The following is a 19,418-nucleotide window of genomic DNA, read 5'->3' on the forward strand; positions in this document are numbered from 1 at the left end:
ACCCGCCCGGCGCAGCGACGCCGGAGGCGAGCGAAACCGGGCGGATCGCGAAGCGATGCGCGTTCGCCCAGGCACGGTCACGCAGCAAGCCGCCAGGCGAGCAAAGTGGGCCGGTCCTGCAATCAACACAGCGACCTCAGCCCGCGCGCGAACGCGTGACCCGGCCGGTGTAGCGATGCCGGAGGCGAGCGAAATCGGGCGGGTCGCGAAGCGATGTCGCGTTCGCCCCAGGAACGGTCACGTAGCGAGCCGCCAGGCGAGCGCAGTGGGCCGGTCCTACAATCAACACAGCGAGCCGCCAGGCGAGCGAAGTGGGCCGGGCCTGCAAAAAACTAGCGGCGTAGGGCCCATTCCACGGCGGGGCAGCGGTTCATGACGACGTCGAGGCCGGCGTCTCGGGCGCGCCGTGCCGCCGGCTCGTCGATCACCTGGAGTGGTAGCCACACCGCCTTGGCGCCCGCCGCGATCGCCTCGTCCACGGCCTGTCCCGCGTACTCGGAGCGGCGGTAGACGCCCACGACGTCGATTTCGTCCGGTACGTCGGCCAGGGACGCGTAGCCCTTCGCGCCGAGCACCTCCCGCGCCTCCGGATGGACGGGAATGATCTGTTTCCCGCGGTCGCGCAGCAACCGGGCCTGCGTGTACACCTCGCGCTCCGGGTTGTCGCCGAGCCCGACGAACGCCCACGTCCTGGACTCGTTCAGCAGCCGCCGGATCACGTCCTGGTCGGCGTAGGGATCAACAACCATGTCCACGACAACAGCGTGCGCGAACCGTTCCTTCCCTCTGGTTCAGGGACGTCCGAGGGCCCGGTAGTTCCATCCGGCCGCGCGCCACCGCTCCGGGTCGAGGGTGTTGCGGCCGTCCACGATGTTGCGTTCGGCGACGACCTCGGCGAGCGCGGACGGGTCCATGTCCCGGAACTCCGGCCACTCGGTCAGCAGCAGCACAACATGGGCGTTCTCGGCGGCGGTCAGGGCCGACTCCCCGTACTCCAGGCTCGGCTGCGCGCGGCGCGCGTTGGGCATGGCCTTCGGGTCGTACACCGTCACCGTGGCCCCCTGGGCGCGGATGGACGCGGCCACGTCCAGTGCGGGCGAGTCGCGCACGTCGTCGGAGTTCGGTTTGAACGCGGCGCCGAGCACCCCGACGGTCCGTCCGACGAACGAGCCGCCGAGCAGTTCCCGGGCGAGGTCCACCATCCGGATCCGGCGGCGAATGTTGATCTCGTCGACCTCGCGCAGGAACGTCAGCGCCTGGTCGGCGCCCAGTTCGCCGGCGCGGGCCATGAACGCGCGGATGTCCTTCGGTAGGCAGCCGCCGCCGAAGCCGAGCCCCGGGCCGAGGAACCTGCCGCCGATCCGGTCGTCGTGGGCGAGCGCCTGCGACAGCTTCGTCACGTCCGCGCGCGCCGCCTCGCAGACCTCCGCCATCGCGTTGATGAAGGAGATCTTGGTGGCGAGGAACGCGTTGGCCGCCACCTTCACCAGCTCCGCGGTCGGATAGTCGCAGGTGATGAACGGCGTACCGGCCGCGATCATCGTTAGGTAGATCTCCCGCAGCGCCTTCTCGGCACGGTCGGCCGCGCCCTGGTCGGCGGGCAGCCCGGCGACGATCCGGTCCGGTCGCAACGTGTCGTGGACGGCGAACCCCTCCCGCAGGAACTCGGGGTTCCACGCCAGGACGGCGTCACCGCCGACGGGCGCCTCCCGGGCGAGCGTCTCCGCCAGCCGCTCCGCCGTCCCGACCGGAACGGTCGACTTGCCGACGACGAGGCAGGGCCGTTGCAGCAGCGGCGCGAGCGTCCCGATCGCACCGTCCACGGCGGACATGTCGGCCGCGTACTCACCGGCCTTCTGTGGCGTCCCGACGCACAGGAAGTGGACGTCGCCGAACTCCGCGGCCTCCGCGTACGACGTGGTGAACCGCAGCCGTCGGCCCTGCACGCCCCTGCGCAGCACCGGCTCCAGCCCCGGCTCGTAGAACGGAAGGTCACCGGCGGCGAGACGGGCGACCCGCTCCCCGTCCACGTCGACGCCCAACACCTCGAAGCCCAGGTCGGCCATGCACGCCGCATGGGTGGCACCGAGATAACCGGTCCCGATGACCGTCAGCCGGTGGGACAAGGGCCCGCTCCTCTCACTCCGCCGCCGACGAGCGGCCTCTCCCCACAGTTGCCCACCACGGCCGGGTTCGTGAACCGTCCGTGGCACCGCACATGCCGGTTACACTTCCCCGCCCGACCCCGTCATATTGTTCCGGCTCGGACGTCGGCGTTCACAGCCGAGGAGCGGCGGGGGCACCCCCGGTGGCAGCCGCCATCGACCGTGTGGACGGTTTTGACTCATGGCCGCGGCGAATAGTAGATCGCTCGGGAGGGTCGGACATCGTGGGAAACGCGTAGCTCTTGCGGTTGTGTAACTGTGGAGACCGCGTAAAAGCCTGGAGTCGCTCAGGGTGACTTGACCCGCTCTATTGTGCGCTGTCAGCATCTATCCTGAAAATCACCCCGCGAATGATGCATCGAAGATGCCGACCGAAGGGGACAGTTCATGTCACGACCACTCAAGGTGCTCGTCGGGGTGCTGGTGGCGACCGCCGCACTTCCCTCCACCAGCGCGTTAGCCACGGATGCCTACGCGGCTCAGGGCGGCAGGGTCCTCGCCCAGGGTTGGGCGCCGGCCGGCGGAAAGGCGGGCATGGCCGGAGTGAGGGACACCTACAAGAAGAACTGGGTGAAGAACGAGTACAATCGCGCAGGCACGGGCAAGCGCAAGTACACGCTCTGGAACAAGCGCGGCAAGGGAAAGACGACCTACACCAAGAATGGTCGCAAGGTGACCAAGATCCACGTCTGTGAGGATCGGGACAAGGCGCCGGACATCTGCTCGAAGTGGACGCCGGTCAAGTAGGAACTCCAGGGGACCGGTCGATCAAGGCCGGTCCCTGCCCTCTGTTCAAGGGCACGAAGGTCGGAAGTATATATGAATGATTCTGCGAGTACCATGCTCAAAGTGGATGGACTGTCCTACTCGATAGCTGAACGCGCGATCCTGAGAGATGTGAGCTTTGGTGTCCGCACGGGTGAGTCCGTTGCCATAACGGGCCCGAGCGGAAGCGGAAAGTCCACATTATTGATGTGCGTCCTCGGACTTGTCGAGTCGCATGGCGGCTCCGTCGTCATCGATGGAGAAGAGCTCACCGGAATGTCTGCGCGCGGGCGGGCGGAGCTGCGTCGCCGAAAAGTGAGCATGGTGTTTCAGTTCGGTGAACTACTGCCCGAGCTCAGTCCACTGGAGAACGTCGCCCTCCCCGGGTTGCTGGCCGGCAAAGGCAGGAAGGACGCTTACCGGCGAGCGAGCACCCTGCTCAGGCAGCTCGGCATCCCCATGGAAGAGACTCCGACCAGTCTGCTCTCCGGAGGCGAGCGGCAGCGGACCGCCGTGGCGCGGGCGTTGGTGACGGAGCCGAGTGTGATCCTCGCCGACGAACCGACGGGTGCGTTGGACGCGAAATCAAGAGAGGGCGTGGCCGATCTGCTCTTCGGTCTGGCGAAGCAGCACAGTTGCGCCATTGTCGTCGTCACCCACGATCCCGCCGTGGCGCGCCGGGCCGACCGTCAGTTCAAACTGGAAGCCGCTGAATTGATGGAGATGGCACCCCGATGAGTGCCGAGCACCGGTCAGGCCGGTTACTGTGGCTTCAGTTGCTCAAGATCGGATGGATGAGCGGCCACGGGATACGTGGGAGCCGGCTGCGGTTCGCCGGACTCGTGCTCGCGTCCGCGGCCCTGACGATGACCTTTCTCTCCGTGGTCGCCGCCTTCGCCGTCTACGATGGTCGCGAGCAGCGCGAACAGCACCGTGGACCGATCGTCTCCGAGCACAGCGGTGACACGATCGCATTTCGATGGGCCGAGAGCACCGATTCGCTCCACGGACGACAGCATTGGGTGATCTCTCTTGAACCCGCATCGGCGACGGCCGAGCCACCGCCGGGCCTGCCGCGTTGGCCCGCGCCCGGCGAAGCGTTCCTCTCGCCGGGGTTGATCGCCGCCGCGACCGCCGACGACCACATCGAGCAGCGCTATGGCAGATTCGCCGGAGAGATCGGGGAATCAGGACTGGCCTCACCTGGCGAGCGGCTCGTTTACCTGAGACCGCAGGCTCCGCCGGAAGGCGGAAACGCCGATGAACTCTGGTATCGAGCGACTGGATTCGGACAGGCATGGGGAATCGGCGAGGCCGTTGATCCACGCCCGTTGACGCAGGTCGTCCTCGCGATCGCGGCGCTGGCCGGTCTACCCGCCGTCGCCTTGCTGGTCGTTGCCGCCCGCTGCGGGTCGGCCACCAGAGATCGCCGTATCCGGCTCCTGGCCGCCCTCGGAGCCAGGTGGAAGGACAACGCCCTGGTCACGATAGGCGAGGCCGCAACTCCGGCCGCGCTCGGGACCATACTGGGCGCCATACCGCTGACCATCGCGATGAGCACGAACATACGCCTTCCGGTCACGGGCTACACCATGAGCGCGGTGGACGTTCGTGCACACCCTTTCCTCGTTGTGGCCGCGGCTCTTCTGTCGTTTCTCGCGGTGCTGCTCGTTGTCGTGGCGTTGCACCGCGCAAGAACAACCGGTGATTCGACGCGTCCGCGCGGATTCAGCGAGCGCGTACCACGCTATCGCCTGGCGTTGTTCGCCGTCGCCCTGTCCACCGTCATCATCAGCCAGTACATCCGCGGCCAGGTCGGCCTTTTCCTCTTTGTCGTCGGGACCGTCGGCCTATGGGCCACTCTTCCCTCCGTCGGCGCAAAGGCCGGCGGCTGGTTGGGATGCGGGATGGCAGGCCTCGGGAACCGGCTGGGGAACCCGGGACTCATCATCGGCGGCAGGTGGACCGCCCTGCATCCCGGCGTGATCGTGCGACTGGCGACCGCGATGATCATTTCACTTGGACTGATCAGTCAGTTGCAGGTCTGGCAGAGCCGTCTCGGAGCTCCCGCCGAGGCCGCCCATGCCACGCAGGCGCGTGTCGGTGATCAAGTCCTGATCGTCGAGTCCCGCGATATCACGGGAGAACGCATGAACGCCTTCGCCGGAGCACTCCCCGCGGGGGCCGAGGTGCTGACTGTGCGAAAGCACGAAGACGAGAGTTCTTCCGTGCGCCTTCATGCGACCTGCGCGGCGCTCGGTCGCCTTCATCTCGAATGCGGCGCGAAGAATCCGACTGCGATCGACGATGTGAGCGACATTCGCATGAAGGAGTTGCTCGGCTGGTATGGAGGGGAGAAGTTCAGCATTGAGGCCGGTGCGCTCCCTCCTCCTTTGCCGGACGGTCCGGAAACCGTCGCGGTCGTGTCCGACCCCGCCACGATGGGGCGTGACTACCGAAGTAATGTGGAGATGGCCGCCTACAGGAGTCTGAACACGCCGCATATCAGCAGGCTCGGAGACGACTGGGTACTCGGTAACAATGATCGGGCCAGGCTCGGTGAATGGATGCTGCTCTTTGGCATTGTGGGCATGGTCCTGCTTGTCTTCGCTACGGTGATCAGTGTTGCCGGAGAATTCATGAGGTTCGGAGCGGCGCTGGCGCCGATGGCCGTGCTCGTGAGCAGGCCTGGACTATTCAGCCGAATCGCTCTGTGGCATCTGACGATCCCCATGATCCTGTCCGCGGCGACCGCGGCGGCCATCACGGTCTGGCACAGCCTCTTCTTCATCTCGGTGATCCAGGAAGGCCGGTTCTCCGTCACCGTGCTGATCGGATCGGTGACCGGTTCGGTGGTCTTCGCCATCGGAGTCGGGATCCTTGGCGGCTGGAGCGCGCGACAAGAGGCGTATCGCTGGCGACCTACGGCCGACTGAACCGTCCCCCACCTACGAGCGGGGGACGGACCGCCGTCCGTCCCCCGAAACTCGTCATTAGGCGTGGGAGATGTTGAGGATGACCGTGTCGTGGGCGACCTGGTAGGCGCTGATGCGCACGCCGTTGATGGCGGTGGCCGGGCCGGGCCGGGTCGTGGTCATCGACGCGATCGCCGTGGAGCCGTTGCCCCGGACGAACAGGGTCGCCTGACCGCCGTGCAGCTCGACCTCGATCTCCTCGACCCCGTACCTGCCATCGAGCTGGATCTCCTGGCCGCTGCGGACCTCGACCTCGCACCTGGCGTCCAGGCACGCGTGGAGGTCGGTGCCGTCCTTGGCGACCGGCTTGGACTCGCCCTTCGGCGGGGACTTGGGCTTGCTCTTGGGCTTGGCGGGCGGCTTGCCGGCCTCGGCCGGGGACGGGTTGGACGACGGGCCGGCAGGCATCGCGTTCGTCTTGGGCGAGCCCACCAGATCCGCGTGCTGCGGGTCGGGCTTCGGATTGCCGTCGGCCGTGCTCTTGGTGTCCGCCGGGGACGGCGGCGGCACGGCGAGCGCGGCGTTCGCGGTGCCGAGGGACGCGGTGAGCGCCAGCGCGGCGGTCATGGTGAGCAGGCTGAGCCTTCTTGCCGACATGCTGTGACCTCCCGATACGAGTGACTACTCTCTGTCACTCGACCTGTTACCCACAGTGATCATCTGTGAATCCGGAGTTCACGACGGCGTGTCGTGGGTCGGCCGGCTCAGCCGCAAAGCTTCTGGGTGGCGGTGTCGGTCTCGATGCCCCTGGTCGGCCCCGCCGTCGGGGCGGCGCCCTCGACCTTCACGTCCTTCACGTCGTCCCAGTTCGCGCCGACCATGACCTGCACCTTCGACCCGAGGCCGCCGACCTTCTTCAGCTTGGCGTCCGGAATCGCGGCGGCCAGGGTCTTCGCCTTGTCCGCGGCGTCCGGGCCGTACTGGATCTGGGTCGTCTGGAGGCCGCGGCGCGCCACGCCCGGGACGACCGTGACGTCGAAGCCCACTCCCCGCAGCTGCTTGCCCGCCTTCGTCGCGAGGCCCGGCGTGCCGATCGCGTTCAGGACGCGGACGGAGATGTCGTCCGGTGGAACGGTCAGGCGGTCCTCGGGCTTGGTCGTCGGGGACGGGCTCGGCTTCTTGGTGTGCTCGTCGAGCGGCTGGTCGCGCCGGATCCTGTTGAACAGGTCGCGCGCCTTGCCCTGGTCCCACAGGACGACCGACTGCGTCGAGGGCGAGTTCCACAGGACGGCGTTGTGGCCCGGGTTGGCGAGCGGCACCTTCGCGAACGTCAGCTTGTCGGTCGACAGGTTCTTCATCTGGTCGGTGAGCTTCGGCAGGTCGTCGGCGAGTTCCGGGTCGACGCGCAGCGACGACAGCGCCGCCTTCAGGAACTTCGTCGACTTCACCGGGTCGCTCAGCGTCTTCGTCGACAGCGCCTGCTTCATCATCGACGCCATGAACTGCTGCTGCCGGTCGATGCGGCCGAGGTCGCTGCCGCCGGTCAGCGTGTAGCGGGCGCGGGCGAACGACAGGGCCTGGAGGCCGTCCACGTGCGACTTGCCGGGGGGCAGCTTCAGCCCGCTCTTCGGGTCGTTAATCGCCTGCTCGGTGCACACGTCCACGCCGCCGAGCGCGTCCACCATGCGCACGAAGCCGTAGAAGTTCACCTCGACGTAGTGATCGATGGACACGCCCGTCGCGCGCTTGATCGTGTCGACCGTGAGGTCGGGCCCGCCGAACTGGTACGCCCAGGTCAGCTTGCCCGGACGGGACGGAACCCGCGCCCCCTTCGGCCCCTCCGCGCCGTTCGACCTGTGCGCCGGGATCGTCACGTACGAGTCGCGCGGCAGGTTCACGACCGACACCCGGTCGTGGTCGCGGGACACGTGCAGCAGCATCATCGTGTCGGACCGCTCGCCCGGCTGGTGGCCGAGTTTGGCCGCCTTCTGCTGCTCCTTCGTCAGCCCGTCCCGGCGGTCGACCCCGGCGACCAGGATCGTCATCGCGCCCTTCGGCGCGTCCTTGCCGCGGCCGAGACCGCCGACCGACACCTCGTCGATGAGGCCGGTGACATAGTTCTGGAACGCCCACGCGCCGCCGGAGGTCAGCAGCACGAACACCGACATCGCGCCGGTCAGCGTGAGAAAGCGCTTCTGCCGACGCGCGCTCATCGCCGCCCGTGGACTCAGCGTCCGGCCAGGGCGGCGAGGGCCGCGCGGGCTCTCCACCGACACCCGTGGCGCGGGCATCCCTTCGACGGTGACGCCCTCGATGTCACCGTCGTCGCCCACCGCCGCGTGCCCGCCCGGACGCGGCCGGAAATAGCGCTCCAGCGGATCGTCGTCCGGCGGGTCGCCGGCGCCGCGACCTGAGTCGTGCCCGTCTGCCATAACGGCCGCCGCCTCCCGAAGACGTCTTCCTGACGCGAGTCCCCACCACTCTAAAGTGGGGGACACCCGTCCGTTCGCTACCTCGACCTCGTGTCCGTGCAGTAACGTGGCGCCGTCTCGACCACACCCGGCGGCCCGCACGCATATCTGGGCGGCGTGGGCCGCGTCAGGCAAGCGAGCCAGAGAGAGGAAGAGGCGCAACTCCGTCGTCTCGGACGGGGGGCGTCCGCGAGCCACATGAATTCGTCTCCCCATGCCCAGAGCGTCCCGCAGCAGGAAGTCCAGCAAGCCGTGAAGCCCCGCTCCGACTCCGGTGAACGCACCTGGCCCGCGGTGTCGGTGGTGATGCCGGTCCTCAACGAGGAGCGGCACCTGGCCGAGGCCGTCCGCGGCATCCTCACCCAGGACTATCCCGGCGAACTCGAACTCGTGCTCGCGGTGGGACCGTGCCGGGACCGCACCGAGAAGATCGCGCGGGCGCTCGCCGCCGACGACCAGCGGGTCCTGGTGGTCGCCAATCCGACCGGACGCACCCCGCAGGGCCTCAACATCGCGATCAAGGCGTCGCAGTACTCGATCGTCGTCCGGGTGGACGGGCATTCGCTGCTGCCGTCCGACTACGTCCGCGCCGCCGTCGAGACGATGGAGGAGACCGGCGCCGACAACGTGGGCGGGATCATGGCGGCGGAGGGCGTCACCCCGTTCGAGAAGGCCGTGGCGCGGGCGATGACGTCCAAGATCGGCGTCGGCAACGCCCGCTTCCACACCGGCGGGGAGCCCGGGGAGGTCGAGACCGTCTACCTCGGCACGTTCCGGCGCAGCGCGCTCGAACGCGTCGGCGGCTACGACGAGACGTTCGCCCGCGCGCAGGACTGGGAGATGAACCACCGCATCCGGCAGACCGGCGGCCGGGTCTTCTTCACGCCGCGGATGCGCGTCACGTACCGTCCGCGTCCCAACCTGCGGGCCCTCGCCAAGCAGTACTTCCACACCGGACGCTGGCGGCGCGTCGTCGGCCGCGAGCACCAGGGCACCCTCAACTTCCGCTACCTCGCGCCGCCGATCGCCGTGGTCGCCATGACGGTCGGCGCGGTCGCCGGGGTGTTCGGGTTCTGGCCCGGCTGGCTGGTGCCGGGCGGGTACGCCGCCGCGTTGATCGTGGGCGCCGCGGTGGAAGGACGCGGGCTGCCGTTGACCGCGTGGCTGCGCCTCCCGCTCGTCTACGCCACCATGCACGTGACCTGGGGTGTCGGGTTCCTGACCAGCCCGCCGCGACTCGGCCAGCCCAGTCCGGTCAAACCCGGCGAATCCATTCAATAGCGGGCAAGAGAGAGCAAGTCCACCCTCGAACCCCCGTGCCCGGCGGCGCGTCTCAGGGTTAGGTTTGGCGGGAGCCTGCCGCCGACCCGGTCTGGAGGGTGGCCATGTCCAACGGAGCACGTCACATGATCGGCGTGATGATCGGGCTGATCGTCACGCCCCTCGTCGCGCTCGGTCTGACCTACGGCACGGACCGGATACGGCTGTCCACCCGGGTGGTGGTGGCGACCCTGGGCAGATCCAACGGGTCGAGTGACAAATGGGTCGGCGCGCTGCTCCTTCTGGCGGTGGCCGTCGTACTCGGCCTGCTCGTGGCGTCCCGGGTCTCGCCGCTCGCCTCGCTCGTCCCGGGAGTCGCCTTCACCGGACTCGGCCTGCTCTGGCTCCTGGACCCGGGCTGGGCCGTCAGACATCCCTCGGGCGACACGCTTCCCAATGAGCTGGTCATCCCGTACATGACGCTCGGGATGTACGGGCTCTACCTGGTGATCGGCGTGCTGCTCGTCGCGGCGTCGGTGGTCCCGTCCCGGTGGCAGGCCCGAGCCGTCGGCGCGGCGCCGCGTTACGGGGGTCCGCCGCCCGCGCCGATGGGTCCGCCGCCCCTGCACGGTGCTCCGGCGCCGCTGGGCGCGCCCCGGCCGCCGCAGGCCCCGCAGGCGCCGCCTCCGGCGGGGCAGGGTGCGCCGCACTGGCAGGGGCCGCCCCAGTTCGGGCAGGGGCCCGGCGCGTCGAACCCGCCTCCGCTGCCGCCCGCGTCGTCTCCGTCCCCCGCGGCGTCCCCGCCGCCCGCGGCCGAGCCGCCCAAGCGGTCCACGGACAGCGGGCCGGACGACGACGAGCCCGGCGAGTGGACGCGCGTGTACGGCGGGAACAGCTGACCGTTCAGAGCGCCGCGAGCACACCTCGGACGTCGTTGACGACCATCGCGTCGAACCCGGCCGCCGCGTAGGTCGGTGCGGTCTCGGCGGTCGGGCACCACACGACGGTCTCCAGGCCCGCCTTGTGCGCGACGTCCACGCAGTGCTCCAGCGGACGCAGGCGCGTGTCGGGATGGTCGAGACCGCACGATCCGGTGTGCACGGCGACGGCGTCCAGCCCGAGCCCGGTCGCGGCGGGGACGGCGTGCCAGAACGGGAACCGCAGCCACGTCAGCAGCCCCAGCGGGACGCCGGGCAGCTCGTCCCGCAGGAACGTCAGCAACGACGGATCGAACGACGTGACGAGCAGCCTGCGCCGCTTCGCCTCCCGCTTCAGCACCGGCAGGAGCAGCGCGCCGGTGCGGCGGGACGGGTCGTCCACCGCGTCCTCCAGGACGGTCTTGACGTCGACGTCCACGGCGACGTCCGCTGGAAGCGCGTCGAAGACGTCCGTGAGGCGGGGCAGGCCGCTCGCCGCGACCGGCAGCTCGACGACGTGGTCACCGCCGGGAATGGTCGGGTCGTGCCGCAGGACCAGATCGTCGTCGGCCGTGCGGGTCACGTCGATCTCGACCCACGACAGGCCCGCGTCGACGGCGGCGAGCAGCGAGGGCAGCGTGTTCTCGGCGACGGGCCCCGCCGCGCCGGGCGGTGTCGGCTCCCCGGACCCGTAGCCGCGGTGGCCGATCACCGTGGGAGTGCTCTCGAAGATCAACGGATTTCTCCCGTGGGGTGCTCGGTGGCGAGGTGTTCGGCGACGACGGCGTCGAGCGGTCGGGTGACCTTGAGGTTGCGGTCGCTGCCCGCGACGACGCGGACGGGGACGTCCGGCAGGTAGCGGTGCACGATCCCGCAGTCGTCGGTGGCGCGCAGCTCCGGGTCGGCCAGCGCCAGTTCGTACGCCCGGCGGATCGTACCGAGCCGGAAGCCCTGCGGGGTCTGGAACAGGCTCATCGAGTCACGGGGCGGCATGGACACGACCAGGCCGTCCTCGACCACCACGACCGTGTCGGACGCGGGCACGCCGACCGCGACGGCTTCGTGGCCGTCCAGCGCGTCCAGGACGCGGTCGATGACCGGGGCGTCCACGAACGGGCGGGCCGCGTCGTGGAACAGGACCCGGGCGTCGTCCGGACGGTCGTCCAGCACGCGCAACGCCGCGACCGTGGACGCGGTCCGCGTGTCGCCGCCCTCGATCACCGCCGCCGTCTTCCGGAACGGCGCGGCGATCGCGGCGGCGTCCCGCAGATGCCCGGCCGCCATCACGACGACCACCTCGTCGATGCCGGGATGCGCGTCGAACGCGCCGATCGCGTGCGCCAGGATCGGCCGTCCGCCCACCTCGACGAGCTGCTTGGGGCGCCCGGCGCCCATTCGCGCGCCGACCCCGCCGGCCAGCACCACCGCCACCGTCCGCGTCGCCATCTCACCCCGGTTTCCGCGACATTCGGTCATCGGACCGCTACGCTGTGCACCTGCCCCGTGACGTCCCGAACCGGCCGGAGGCCCGAATGGACCCGCAGGCCCCTTGGGGTGGACGTCCTCGGGCGATCGGCCGGTCGGGCCAAACGTACCGGACCGGATCATGATCATCGGAAGGTTCGTGCGGTGGGACCGGCCCGCCCACCGCCCGTTCCCTGCGGAATCGAGTATGGTTACCTGGCCGTGCCGGAGTTCGCGCAGCCCGTGTCGGTGCCGGGCGGGGCTCGGCCGGGAAGGCCGGATAACAGAAACTTGCGAACCTTGTCCGGATTACTCCCGTTCGCATCCATGGCGTCGGCCGCCTAGGTTGGCCGAACGGCCCGGCGTGATCGTCGACCTGGAGAGAGGGAAATCATGATCGGCATGGTGCTGGCGGCGGGCGCGGGCCGGAGGCTGCGACCGTACACCGACACCCTCCCCAAGGCCCTCGTCCCCGTGCGGGAGACCCCCGACGGGACGACGAGCATCCTCGACATCGCGCTCGGCAATCTCGCCGAGGTCGGGCTGACCGACGTCGTCATCGTCGTCGGCTACCGCGCGGACGCGGTCGAGGAGCGCAGGGCCGCGCTCCAGGAGCGGTACGGCGTGTCCATCACGCTCGTCCACAACGACAAGGCCGAGGAGTGGAACAACGCCTACTCCCTCTGGCTGGCCCGGGAACACTTCGCCAAGGGCGTCCTCCTGGTCAACGGCGACACGGTCCACCCGGTGAGCGTCGAGAAGACGCTACTGGCCAACCGTGGGCCGGACATCCTCCTCGCCGTGGACGATGTGAAAACTCTGGCCGACGAGGAGATGAAGGTCATCCTCGACGGCGAGGGCCGACTGAAGACCATCACCAAGCTCATGGACCCGTCCACCGCGAACGGCGAGTACATCGGCGCCACCCTCATCGAGCCCGCCGCCGCCGGGCCCCTCGCCGACGCCCTCAAGGCCACCTGGGAACGCGACCCCGACCTCTACTACGAGGACGGCTACCAGGAGTACGTCGACCGGGGCGGCCGCATCGGTGTGGCCCCCATCGGCGACGTCCCCTGGGTCGAGGTCGACGACCACGCCGACCTGGAGAAGGCCCGCCGGATCGCCAAGGGACACTGACCGCGAACGCGACCGAGCGAGGAGGCTCATGCCCCTGCTGACGCGAATGCTGAACGCCCCACTGTCCATCGACGTGCGTCGCGGCGCCGTCGCGGGCCTCGGTGAACTGCTCGCCGACAAGCAGATCGCCACCGAGGGACGCGTCGCCATCGCCGTCGGACCCGGCCAGGGCGACCAGATCGCCGAGCACGTCCGGCCGTCGCTGTCGTCCTGCGACGTGTTCCACGTCGAGGGCGGCACCGTCGACGCGGCCGTCGAACTCACCGGCAAACTCCGTGCGGGATCGTACGAGGCCGTCGTCGGGATCGGCGGCGGCCGGACGATCGACGCCACCAAGTACGCGGCGACGCTGTCCGGCATCCCGATGGTGTCGGTCGCGACGAACCTCTCCCACGACGGGATCTGCTCGCCGGTCGCCTCCCTCGTCCACGACAAGGGCAAGGGCTCGTTCGGCGTGGTGATGCCGCTCGCGATGATCGTCGACCTGGACTATGTGCACGCCGCGCCCGCCCGGCTCGTCCGCGCCGGCATCGGCGACGTCGTCAGCAACCTGTCCGCCGTGGAGGACTGGCTGCTCGCCGCCGACGAATGCGGCGAACGCGTCGACCGGATGGCGCTCACCGTCGCCCGCACCGCCGCGGAGGCGCTGCTGCACCAGCCCGAGTCGATCGAGTCGGACCGGTTCCTCACCGTCCTCGCCGAAGGGCTCGTGCTGTCCGGAATGGCGATGGCGTTCGCGGGTGACTCCCGACCCGCGAGCGGCGGCGACCACGAGATCCTGCACGCCATCGACCACCTGTTCCCCGGCACCGCCAACCATGGCGAACTCGCCGGAATCGGCGCCGCGTTCTGCTTCCACCTGCGCGCCACCCACCTCGGCTCCGGCAAGGACCGGCTGGACGACGTCCTCGCGTGTCTCGCCCGGCACGGCCTGCCGCGCCTGCCCGGCGACGTCGGCCTGACCGTCGAACAGTTCGCCGAAGCCGTGGAGTACGCCCCCCGCACCCGACCAGGCCGCTACACGATCTTGGAATTTCTCGGTCTCGACCAGGGCGCGACCCTCAAGGCGGTGGAAGAGTATGTCCAGGCCCATGGAGGCTGAGATCCCCGTGGGGAACCGAACCCCCGAACCCCCCGGCGACGACCGGCCGCCCCGCAAGGGCGCCAGGGTCGCCGACATCCGCCGGTACGGGCAGCCCCCCGGGCTGAAGGACCGGCGCAACGAAGAGCACTGGGCGGGCCGCCTCTACATGCGCGACCTGTCCCCGTACGTCGCGTGGGCGGCGCTGCGCCTCGGCCTCAGCCCCAACCAGCTCACGTACCTGATGATGCTCAGCGGCGTCGTCGCGGGCGCCGTGGTGTCGCTGCCCGCGTCCCCGCTGTGGACGGCGCTCGGCGGCGCCGTGCTCGTCCAGATCTACCTCCTCCTCGACTGCGTGGACGGCGAGGTCGCCCGCTACCTGCGCCGCACCTCGGTCGCCGGGGTGTTCCTCGACCGCATCGGGCACTACCTGTCCGAGGTGTCGCTGCTCATCGGGCTCGGCTTCATGGCCCAGGGCGGCTGGCAGAACGGCGGCTGGGTCGAACTCGGCCTCGTCGCCGCCCTCGGCGCCGCGCTGATCAAGGCGGAGACCGACAACGTCGTCGTCGCGCGCGCCAAGTCGGGACTGCCCGCCGACCCCACCGGCGGCGACAGCGCCCTGCGCCCCCGCTCCACCCGCATCGCCCTCGCCCGGCAGGCCGCGTCCATGCTGCGCCTGCACCGCATCATCGGCGCCGTCGAGCTGTCGCTGCTGATCCTCGCCGCCGCCGTGATCGACGTCGTGTTCGGCGCCGACGACCCCACCGCGGTCCGCGTCCTCATGGTCGCCGTCGCCGCCGTCGCCGCCGTCCAGACACTGCTGCACCTGGTCAGCATCCTGGCCTCCCGGAGACTGAAGTGAAAATGTCCGTCGTCGTACTGACCATGGGCAACCGCCCGGACGAACTGTCCCGCGCCGTCCGCAGCGCCCTGGAACAGGAGCACGTGGACGTCGAGGTCGTCCTCGTCGGCAACGGCGTCGACCCCGTCGGCGACCGCGGCGACGTCCCCCCGTTCGACGACGAGCGCGTCAAAACCGTCGCCCTCCCGAAGAACGTCGGCATCCCCGCGGGCCGCAACCGCGGCGTCGAGGCGTCCAGCGGCGACGTGATCCTCTTCCTCGACGATGACGGCTGGTACCGCTCCACCCGCCTCGGCGCCCACCTGCGCGACCGGTTCTCCGCCGAACCCGACCTCGGCATCGTCTCGTTCCGCGTCCGCGACCCCGAAGGCGGACGCGGCGAACGCCGCCACGTCCCCCGACTCCGCGCCGGCGACCCCGAACGGTCCTCCGCCGTCACCACCTTCCTCGGCGGCGCCTGCGCCGTCCGCCGCGCCGCCTTCGACGCCGGCGGCGGCCTCCCCGAGGACTTCTTCTACGCCCACGAGGAAACCGACCTGGCCTGGCAGGTCCTCAACGCCGGCTACCGCATCGTCTACGACGCGTCGGCCGTCATGTTCCACCCCGCCGTCCTGCCGACCCGCCACGACATGTTCTACCGCTACAACGCCCGCAACCGCGTCTGGCTCGCCCGCCGCAACCTCCCCTGGCCCCTCGCCCTCACCTACATCGCCGTATGGGTCGGCATGACCGTCCTCCGCGAACGCAAACCCAAGGCCCTCAAGCCCTGGTTCAAAGGCTTCATCGAAGGCTGGCGCAAACCCGCGGGCCCCCGCCGCCCCATCACCTACCGCACCGCCTGGAAAATGACCCGAACCGGCAGGCCTCCTGTTATTTAGTATTTTTCTCCTCCTTCGGCCCTGGCGGGCCTCCATCGTCGAAAAATACGGTGCGATCGCTGGCATCGCTTGGGCTCGCTGTGTTTATGGCAGTGCACTCCTCCTTCGGGCCTGGCGGCCCTCCATCGTCGTGAACTGCGTGCGATCGCTGGCATCGCTTCGGCTCGCCTTGAGGCTCGCTGCGCGATCAGGTTCTCGCAGGCTCGAACCTGCCTTCGGACGCGATCGCAAACCTTGAGGTTATTGGGTGGTTGCTGTGGCGGGCTGGGGTTTGTGCGGCCCGTCAGCGGCTGGGGTGAATGCGCAGCCTCGCTTCGGCTCGCCTGGCGGCTCGCTGCGCGATCGGGTTCTTGCTTCGCTTGAACTGCCGTAGAGCGCGCAACCGTTGGGGTAGTTGCGGGGCCCGTGGTGGGCTGGGGGTTGTGAGAAGGGTTAGGGGGTTAGGGATTTGATGATTAGGGTTGTTAGCTCTGTGGTTATTTGGTCTGTTGGGGTGTGTTGGTTATTGGTGGATCGGTGGTGGATTAGGGCGGTCAGGGCGCCGGTTAGGGCGATTATGGTGAGGGTGTAGTCGCGGGGTGGGGCCTCGTTGCGGGTTATGGCGTCCTGGATCAGGGTCTCGATCGCGTGCTTCCACTGGGGGTATCGGTTCAGGGTGGGGGTGACCTCTGCGAACGCTATGCGGGCCCAGCGGGGGTCGGTGGCGGTCACGGTGACGAACGCTTGGACGGCCTTGTGGACGCGGGTTGGTAGGTCGGCGTCGCTGGTCTCGGAGTATGCGGTGGTGAGGGCTAGGGCGGCGCGGTCGTGGATGGTGCGGTGCAGGGTGTTGAGGAGTTCCTCGCGTCCGGTGAACTCCTCGTAGAAGTTGCGGGTGGAGACGCTCGCCGTCGCGCAGAGACGTTCGATGGACGTTGCTGTGTAGCCGCGTGTTCCGAAGAGTTCGAGACCGGCCGTCAGCAGCCGTTCCCGCCGTTCGGCCCGGCGTTCCTCGGCCGAACGGCCACCGTAACTTCGCCTGGGTGCGGGATTCCGGCCGCTCATCGATCTCCGTTCACCCGTGCTGAGGGGGCCAGCGCCAGCCTAACCCGATCCGTTGGGCGGGTTCCCGGTAAGGGAATTCAGGAAGGCTTCGTCCGTGGTGAGGATGGTCAGGTGTTGGGTGGCGCGGCTGACCGCTACGTAGAGGACGCGTAGGCCGCGGGGGGATTGGGCGGCGACCGTTTCGGGGGCGACGATCACTGCGGCGTCGAATTCGAGGCCCTTGGCTTCCAGGACGTTCAGGACTTGGACGCGGTCGGGGAGGCCATCGGCCAGGTGGGAGTGGTCCGTCCACGGGGTGGGTTCTGGGGGGTCGTCGAAGAGTGTTGTTTGGGTCGGCTCGTCGTCGGGGGGCATGGGGACGATGATGCCGATGGTGCCCTCTACCTGGGTGAGGAGTTCTTCGGCGGCGGCTCGGGCGGTGGTGGCGAGGTCGGGGGGAGGGATCAGGCGGATTTGCGGGGCTATGCCTGAGGTGCGGACGGCGCGGGCGGGGGAGGCGTCGGGGAGGGCCATGGCCAGGACGCGGGCGGAGACGGCGGCGATCTCGGTGGAGTTGCGGTAGTTGGTGGTGAGTTCGTATTCGTGGCGGGGGCGTTGGGGGGTGGGCTTGCGGCGGCGGGAGCGGGGGCGTGGGCCGCCGAGGGCCGTTTCCATGGCGTGGCGGGCGGCGTCCAGGTCCTCCCAGGCGCTCTGGGCCGGGTCCTCCACGATGGTCCAGCTGGCGTGGCGGCCGCGGCGGCCGAGCATCCGCCACTGCATGGGGGAGAGGTCCTGCGCCTCGTCGACGACGATGTGGGCGTACTCGGGGCGTTCCTCGACCACGCCGTCGTCCACGCGGCGTGAGCGTTCCAGGCGTTCGATGGACGTGGTGAGTTCCCGCATCTCGGGTTCCCACGTCTCGTCCACGACCTCCTCGCCGGTGAGGATGTTGACGCCGTCCACGACGAAGGGGTCGTCTTCGGCGGGGGCCTTGGTTCGGGGGCGGGGTGGGGAGCCCAGGAGTGAGTCGAGCTCGTCCAGTAGGGCGATGTCCTGGTAGGTGAGGGTGTTGGTGGACCAGGACGCGGCCAGGGGTTCGATGGCCGTGGGTTCGAGGTCGCGGGCGGCGGCGCGGCGTAGGCGGGACGGGTCGGCGAGGGAGCGGAGGACGTCCAGGGGGCGGCGGATCGGCCACCAGGCGACGAGGAAGTCGGTGAACGTGCGCTGTTCGCGGACGCGTGCCTCGAACTGGCCGCGTTTGGGGTCGCCGTTCTCGCGGGCCGGTTCCTCGTCCAGGGAGGCCAGGCCGTCCTCGGCGAGGATGGCGTTCCACAGGGCCGTTTCGGCGCCCTCGGCTGATTCGGCCGCGTCCGGGCCGCCGACGTCGGTGAAGCGGCGCCAGAGGGCGTCCAGGAGGAGTTCCGCGGCCCGGCCCCGGGCGGCGTTGACGCTGCCTCGGCTGCGGCGGTGGACCTCGTTCCTGATCCGGTCGAGGCGAGGGCGGTCGAGGGTCACGACGACGCCCTTGAAGACGACGCGCAACTGGTCAGGGGCGCCGGGCGGGTGGTCGGTGACGGCGCGGCGCAGGACCGTCGCCATGGCCTCGGAACCCTTGAGGCGGGCGAGGCGGGGCGGGTCGTGGACGGTGGCGGTCGCTCCCTCGACCAGGTCGCCGAGGGAGCGGAGCGTCGCCGAGCCCTCGCCGAGGGAGGGGAGGACGCGTTCGATGTAGGCGGTGAACCGGCGGTTCGGGCCGACGACAAGTACGCCCCGGGAGCCGAACCGGCGCCGGTGGCGGAACAACAGGTAGGCGACGCGGTGCAGCGCGACGGCGGTCTTGCCGGTGCCGGGGGCGCCGCGGACGAGGATCGTGCCGTCGGCGGGGGCGCGGATCACCTCGTCCTGTTCACGTTGAATCGTCGCGACGATGTCGCGCATCGCGCCCTCGCGGGTGCGGGCCAGGGAGGCCAGGAACGCGCCGTCGCCGACCACGGTCATGCCGTCGGCGGCGTCCGGGTCGAGGAGGTCGTCCTCCAGGTCGACGACCGTGTGGCCGCGCGAGTGCAGGACGCGGCGCCGGACGACGCCGCGCGGGTCCTCGGGGGTGGCGCGGTAGAAGTCCTCGGCGGCGGGCGCCCGCCAGTCGATGACGAGGGAGTCGTGTTCGCTGGTCCGGACGCCGATACGGCCGATGTAGCGGACCTCACGGGTGCCGAGGTCGAGGCGGCCGAAGACCAGGCCGTCGTCGGCGACGTCCAGTGCCCGGGCGCGCAGGGCCGCCTGGTGGACCATGGCGTCCCGGTCCACGAGCGAGCCCTTGGTGCCCGCCAGCGACTGCCGGTAGCCCTCGCGGATCATGGCCTGGGCGTCCGCGCGCATCTCTTCCAGCCGCGCGTAGGCCGCGTCCACATAGCGCTGCTCGGCGGCGATCTCCCGATCCTTCGTCGTACCGCCGGGGCCGGTCGGCCGCGTGTCCAATG

At 69.7% G+C, this 19,418-nt stretch carries 17 protein-coding genes; 9 read left to right on the forward strand and 8 right to left on the reverse strand.

Annotated elements, in window-relative coordinates:
* Window positions 1-332 precede the first annotated feature (332 nt).
* Together BZB76_RS08150 and BZB76_RS08155 are read right to left on the reverse strand one after the other, a co-directional pair.
* A complete protein-coding gene (locus BZB76_RS08150; protein ID WP_121434561.1) occupies window positions 333-749 on the reverse strand; it encodes a CoA-binding protein in 417 nt (138 codons plus the stop codon).
* 42 nt (window positions 750-791) lie between these two features.
* Window positions 792-2,126, reverse strand: coding sequence for a UDP-glucose dehydrogenase family protein (locus BZB76_RS08155; RefSeq protein ID WP_121433695.1), 1,335 nt, complete (start codon window positions 2,124-2,126; stop codon window positions 792-794).
* A gap of 426 nt (window positions 2,127-2,552) precedes the next feature.
* Here BZB76_RS08155 and BZB76_RS08160 point away from each other — a divergent pair, with 426 nt between their 5' ends.
* The 3 genes from BZB76_RS08160 (at window position 2,553) to BZB76_RS08170 (ending at window position 5,866) form a co-directional block, all read left to right on the forward strand.
* Entirely contained in the window at window positions 2,553-2,912 is a 360-nt protein-coding gene (locus BZB76_RS08160; RefSeq protein ID WP_121433696.1) for a hypothetical protein, read from the forward strand.
* A 93-nt stretch (window positions 2,913-3,005) separates the two neighbouring features.
* Window positions 3,006-3,668 (forward strand): ABC transporter ATP-binding protein, encoded by a 663-nt coding sequence (locus BZB76_RS08165; RefSeq protein ID WP_211342902.1) that lies wholly within the window; start codon window positions 3,006-3,008, stop codon window positions 3,666-3,668.
* Window positions 3,665-5,866, forward strand: coding sequence for an FtsX-like permease family protein (locus BZB76_RS08170; RefSeq protein WP_121433698.1), 2,202 nt, complete (start codon window positions 3,665-3,667; stop codon window positions 5,864-5,866). The genes BZB76_RS08165 and BZB76_RS08170 overlap by 4 nt, the downstream gene beginning before the upstream one ends.
* 57 nt (window positions 5,867-5,923) lie before the next feature.
* Here BZB76_RS08170 and BZB76_RS08175 read toward each other — a convergent pair whose 3' ends face one another.
* Window positions 5,924-6,502, reverse strand: a complete 579-nt coding sequence (locus tag BZB76_RS08175) for a hypothetical protein (protein ID WP_147449370.1) — start codon at window positions 6,500-6,502, stop codon at window positions 5,924-5,926.
* A gap of 107 nt (window positions 6,503-6,609) precedes the next feature.
* Window positions 6,610-8,277: an LCP family protein gene (locus BZB76_RS08180; protein WP_121433700.1), complete on the reverse strand. Its 1,668-nt coding sequence runs from the start codon at window positions 8,275-8,277 to the stop codon at window positions 6,610-6,612.
* Window positions 8,278-8,514: 237 nt separating this feature from the next.
* Here BZB76_RS08180 and BZB76_RS08185 point away from each other — a divergent pair, with 237 nt between their 5' ends.
* Both BZB76_RS08185 and BZB76_RS08190 read left to right on the forward strand, forming a co-directional pair.
* Complete coding sequence (locus BZB76_RS08185; protein ID WP_121433701.1) at window positions 8,515-9,597, forward strand: glycosyltransferase family 2 protein; 1,083 nt, start codon at window positions 8,515-8,517, stop codon at window positions 9,595-9,597.
* 125 nt (window positions 9,598-9,722) lie between these two features.
* Window positions 9,723-10,475, forward strand: a complete 753-nt coding sequence (locus BZB76_RS08190; RefSeq protein WP_121433702.1) for a hypothetical protein — start codon at window positions 9,723-9,725, stop codon at window positions 10,473-10,475.
* A gap of 4 nt (window positions 10,476-10,479) precedes the next feature.
* On the opposite strand, the gene BZB76_RS08195 is transcribed toward BZB76_RS08190, so the two are convergent.
* On the reverse strand, window positions 10,480-11,229 hold the full coding sequence (locus BZB76_RS08195) for a glycerophosphodiester phosphodiesterase (protein ID WP_121433703.1): 750 nt from the start codon (window positions 11,227-11,229) through the stop codon (window positions 10,480-10,482).
* Window positions 11,226-11,939: a 2-C-methyl-D-erythritol 4-phosphate cytidylyltransferase gene (gene ispD / locus BZB76_RS08200; protein ID WP_121433704.1), complete on the reverse strand. Its 714-nt coding sequence runs from the start codon at window positions 11,937-11,939 to the stop codon at window positions 11,226-11,228. The genes BZB76_RS08195 and ispD overlap by 4 nt, the downstream gene beginning before the upstream one ends.
* A gap of 411 nt (window positions 11,940-12,350) precedes the next feature.
* On the opposite strand from ispD, the gene BZB76_RS08205 reads away from it, so the two are divergent.
* From BZB76_RS08205 to BZB76_RS08220, 4 genes are read left to right on the forward strand one after another with little or no spacing between them, the layout of a single operon-like run.
* On the forward strand, window positions 12,351-13,094 hold the full coding sequence (locus BZB76_RS08205; RefSeq protein ID WP_121433705.1) for a phosphocholine cytidylyltransferase family protein: 744 nt from the start codon (window positions 12,351-12,353) through the stop codon (window positions 13,092-13,094).
* A gap of 46 nt (window positions 13,095-13,140) precedes the next feature.
* On the forward strand, window positions 13,141-14,196 hold the full coding sequence (locus tag BZB76_RS08210; RefSeq protein WP_170180619.1) for an iron-containing alcohol dehydrogenase family protein: 1,056 nt from the start codon (window positions 13,141-13,143) through the stop codon (window positions 14,194-14,196).
* The gene (locus tag BZB76_RS08215) at window positions 14,186-15,037 is read left to right on the forward strand and encodes a CDP-alcohol phosphatidyltransferase family protein (RefSeq protein WP_121433707.1); all 852 of its coding nucleotides are present in this window, start codon (window positions 14,186-14,188) and stop codon (window positions 15,035-15,037) included. The genes BZB76_RS08210 and BZB76_RS08215 overlap by 11 nt, the downstream gene beginning before the upstream one ends.
* A gap of 2 nt (window positions 15,038-15,039) precedes the next feature.
* The gene (locus BZB76_RS08220; protein WP_121433708.1) at window positions 15,040-15,915 is read left to right on the forward strand and encodes a glycosyltransferase family 2 protein; all 876 of its coding nucleotides are present in this window, start codon (window positions 15,040-15,042) and stop codon (window positions 15,913-15,915) included.
* Window positions 15,916-16,347: 432 nt separating this feature from the next.
* Here BZB76_RS08220 and BZB76_RS08225 read toward each other — a convergent pair whose 3' ends face one another.
* Window positions 16,348-16,959 (reverse strand): TetR/AcrR family transcriptional regulator, encoded by a 612-nt coding sequence (locus BZB76_RS08225; protein ID WP_121433709.1) that lies wholly within the window; start codon window positions 16,957-16,959, stop codon window positions 16,348-16,350.
* A 39-nt stretch (window positions 16,960-16,998) separates the two neighbouring features.
* Window positions 16,999-19,416 carry a HelD family protein gene (locus tag BZB76_RS08230; protein WP_246006822.1) on the reverse strand — a complete coding sequence of 806 codons (2,418 nt, stop codon included), beginning with the start codon at window positions 19,414-19,416 and terminating at the stop codon, window positions 16,999-17,001.
* Between the last annotated feature and the right edge of the window lie 2 nt (window positions 19,417-19,418).

It is taken from the genome of Actinomadura pelletieri DSM 43383, assembly GCF_003634705.1.
GTDB classification, from domain to species: Bacteria; Actinomycetota; Actinomycetes; order Streptosporangiales; family Streptosporangiaceae; genus Spirillospora; species Spirillospora pelletieri.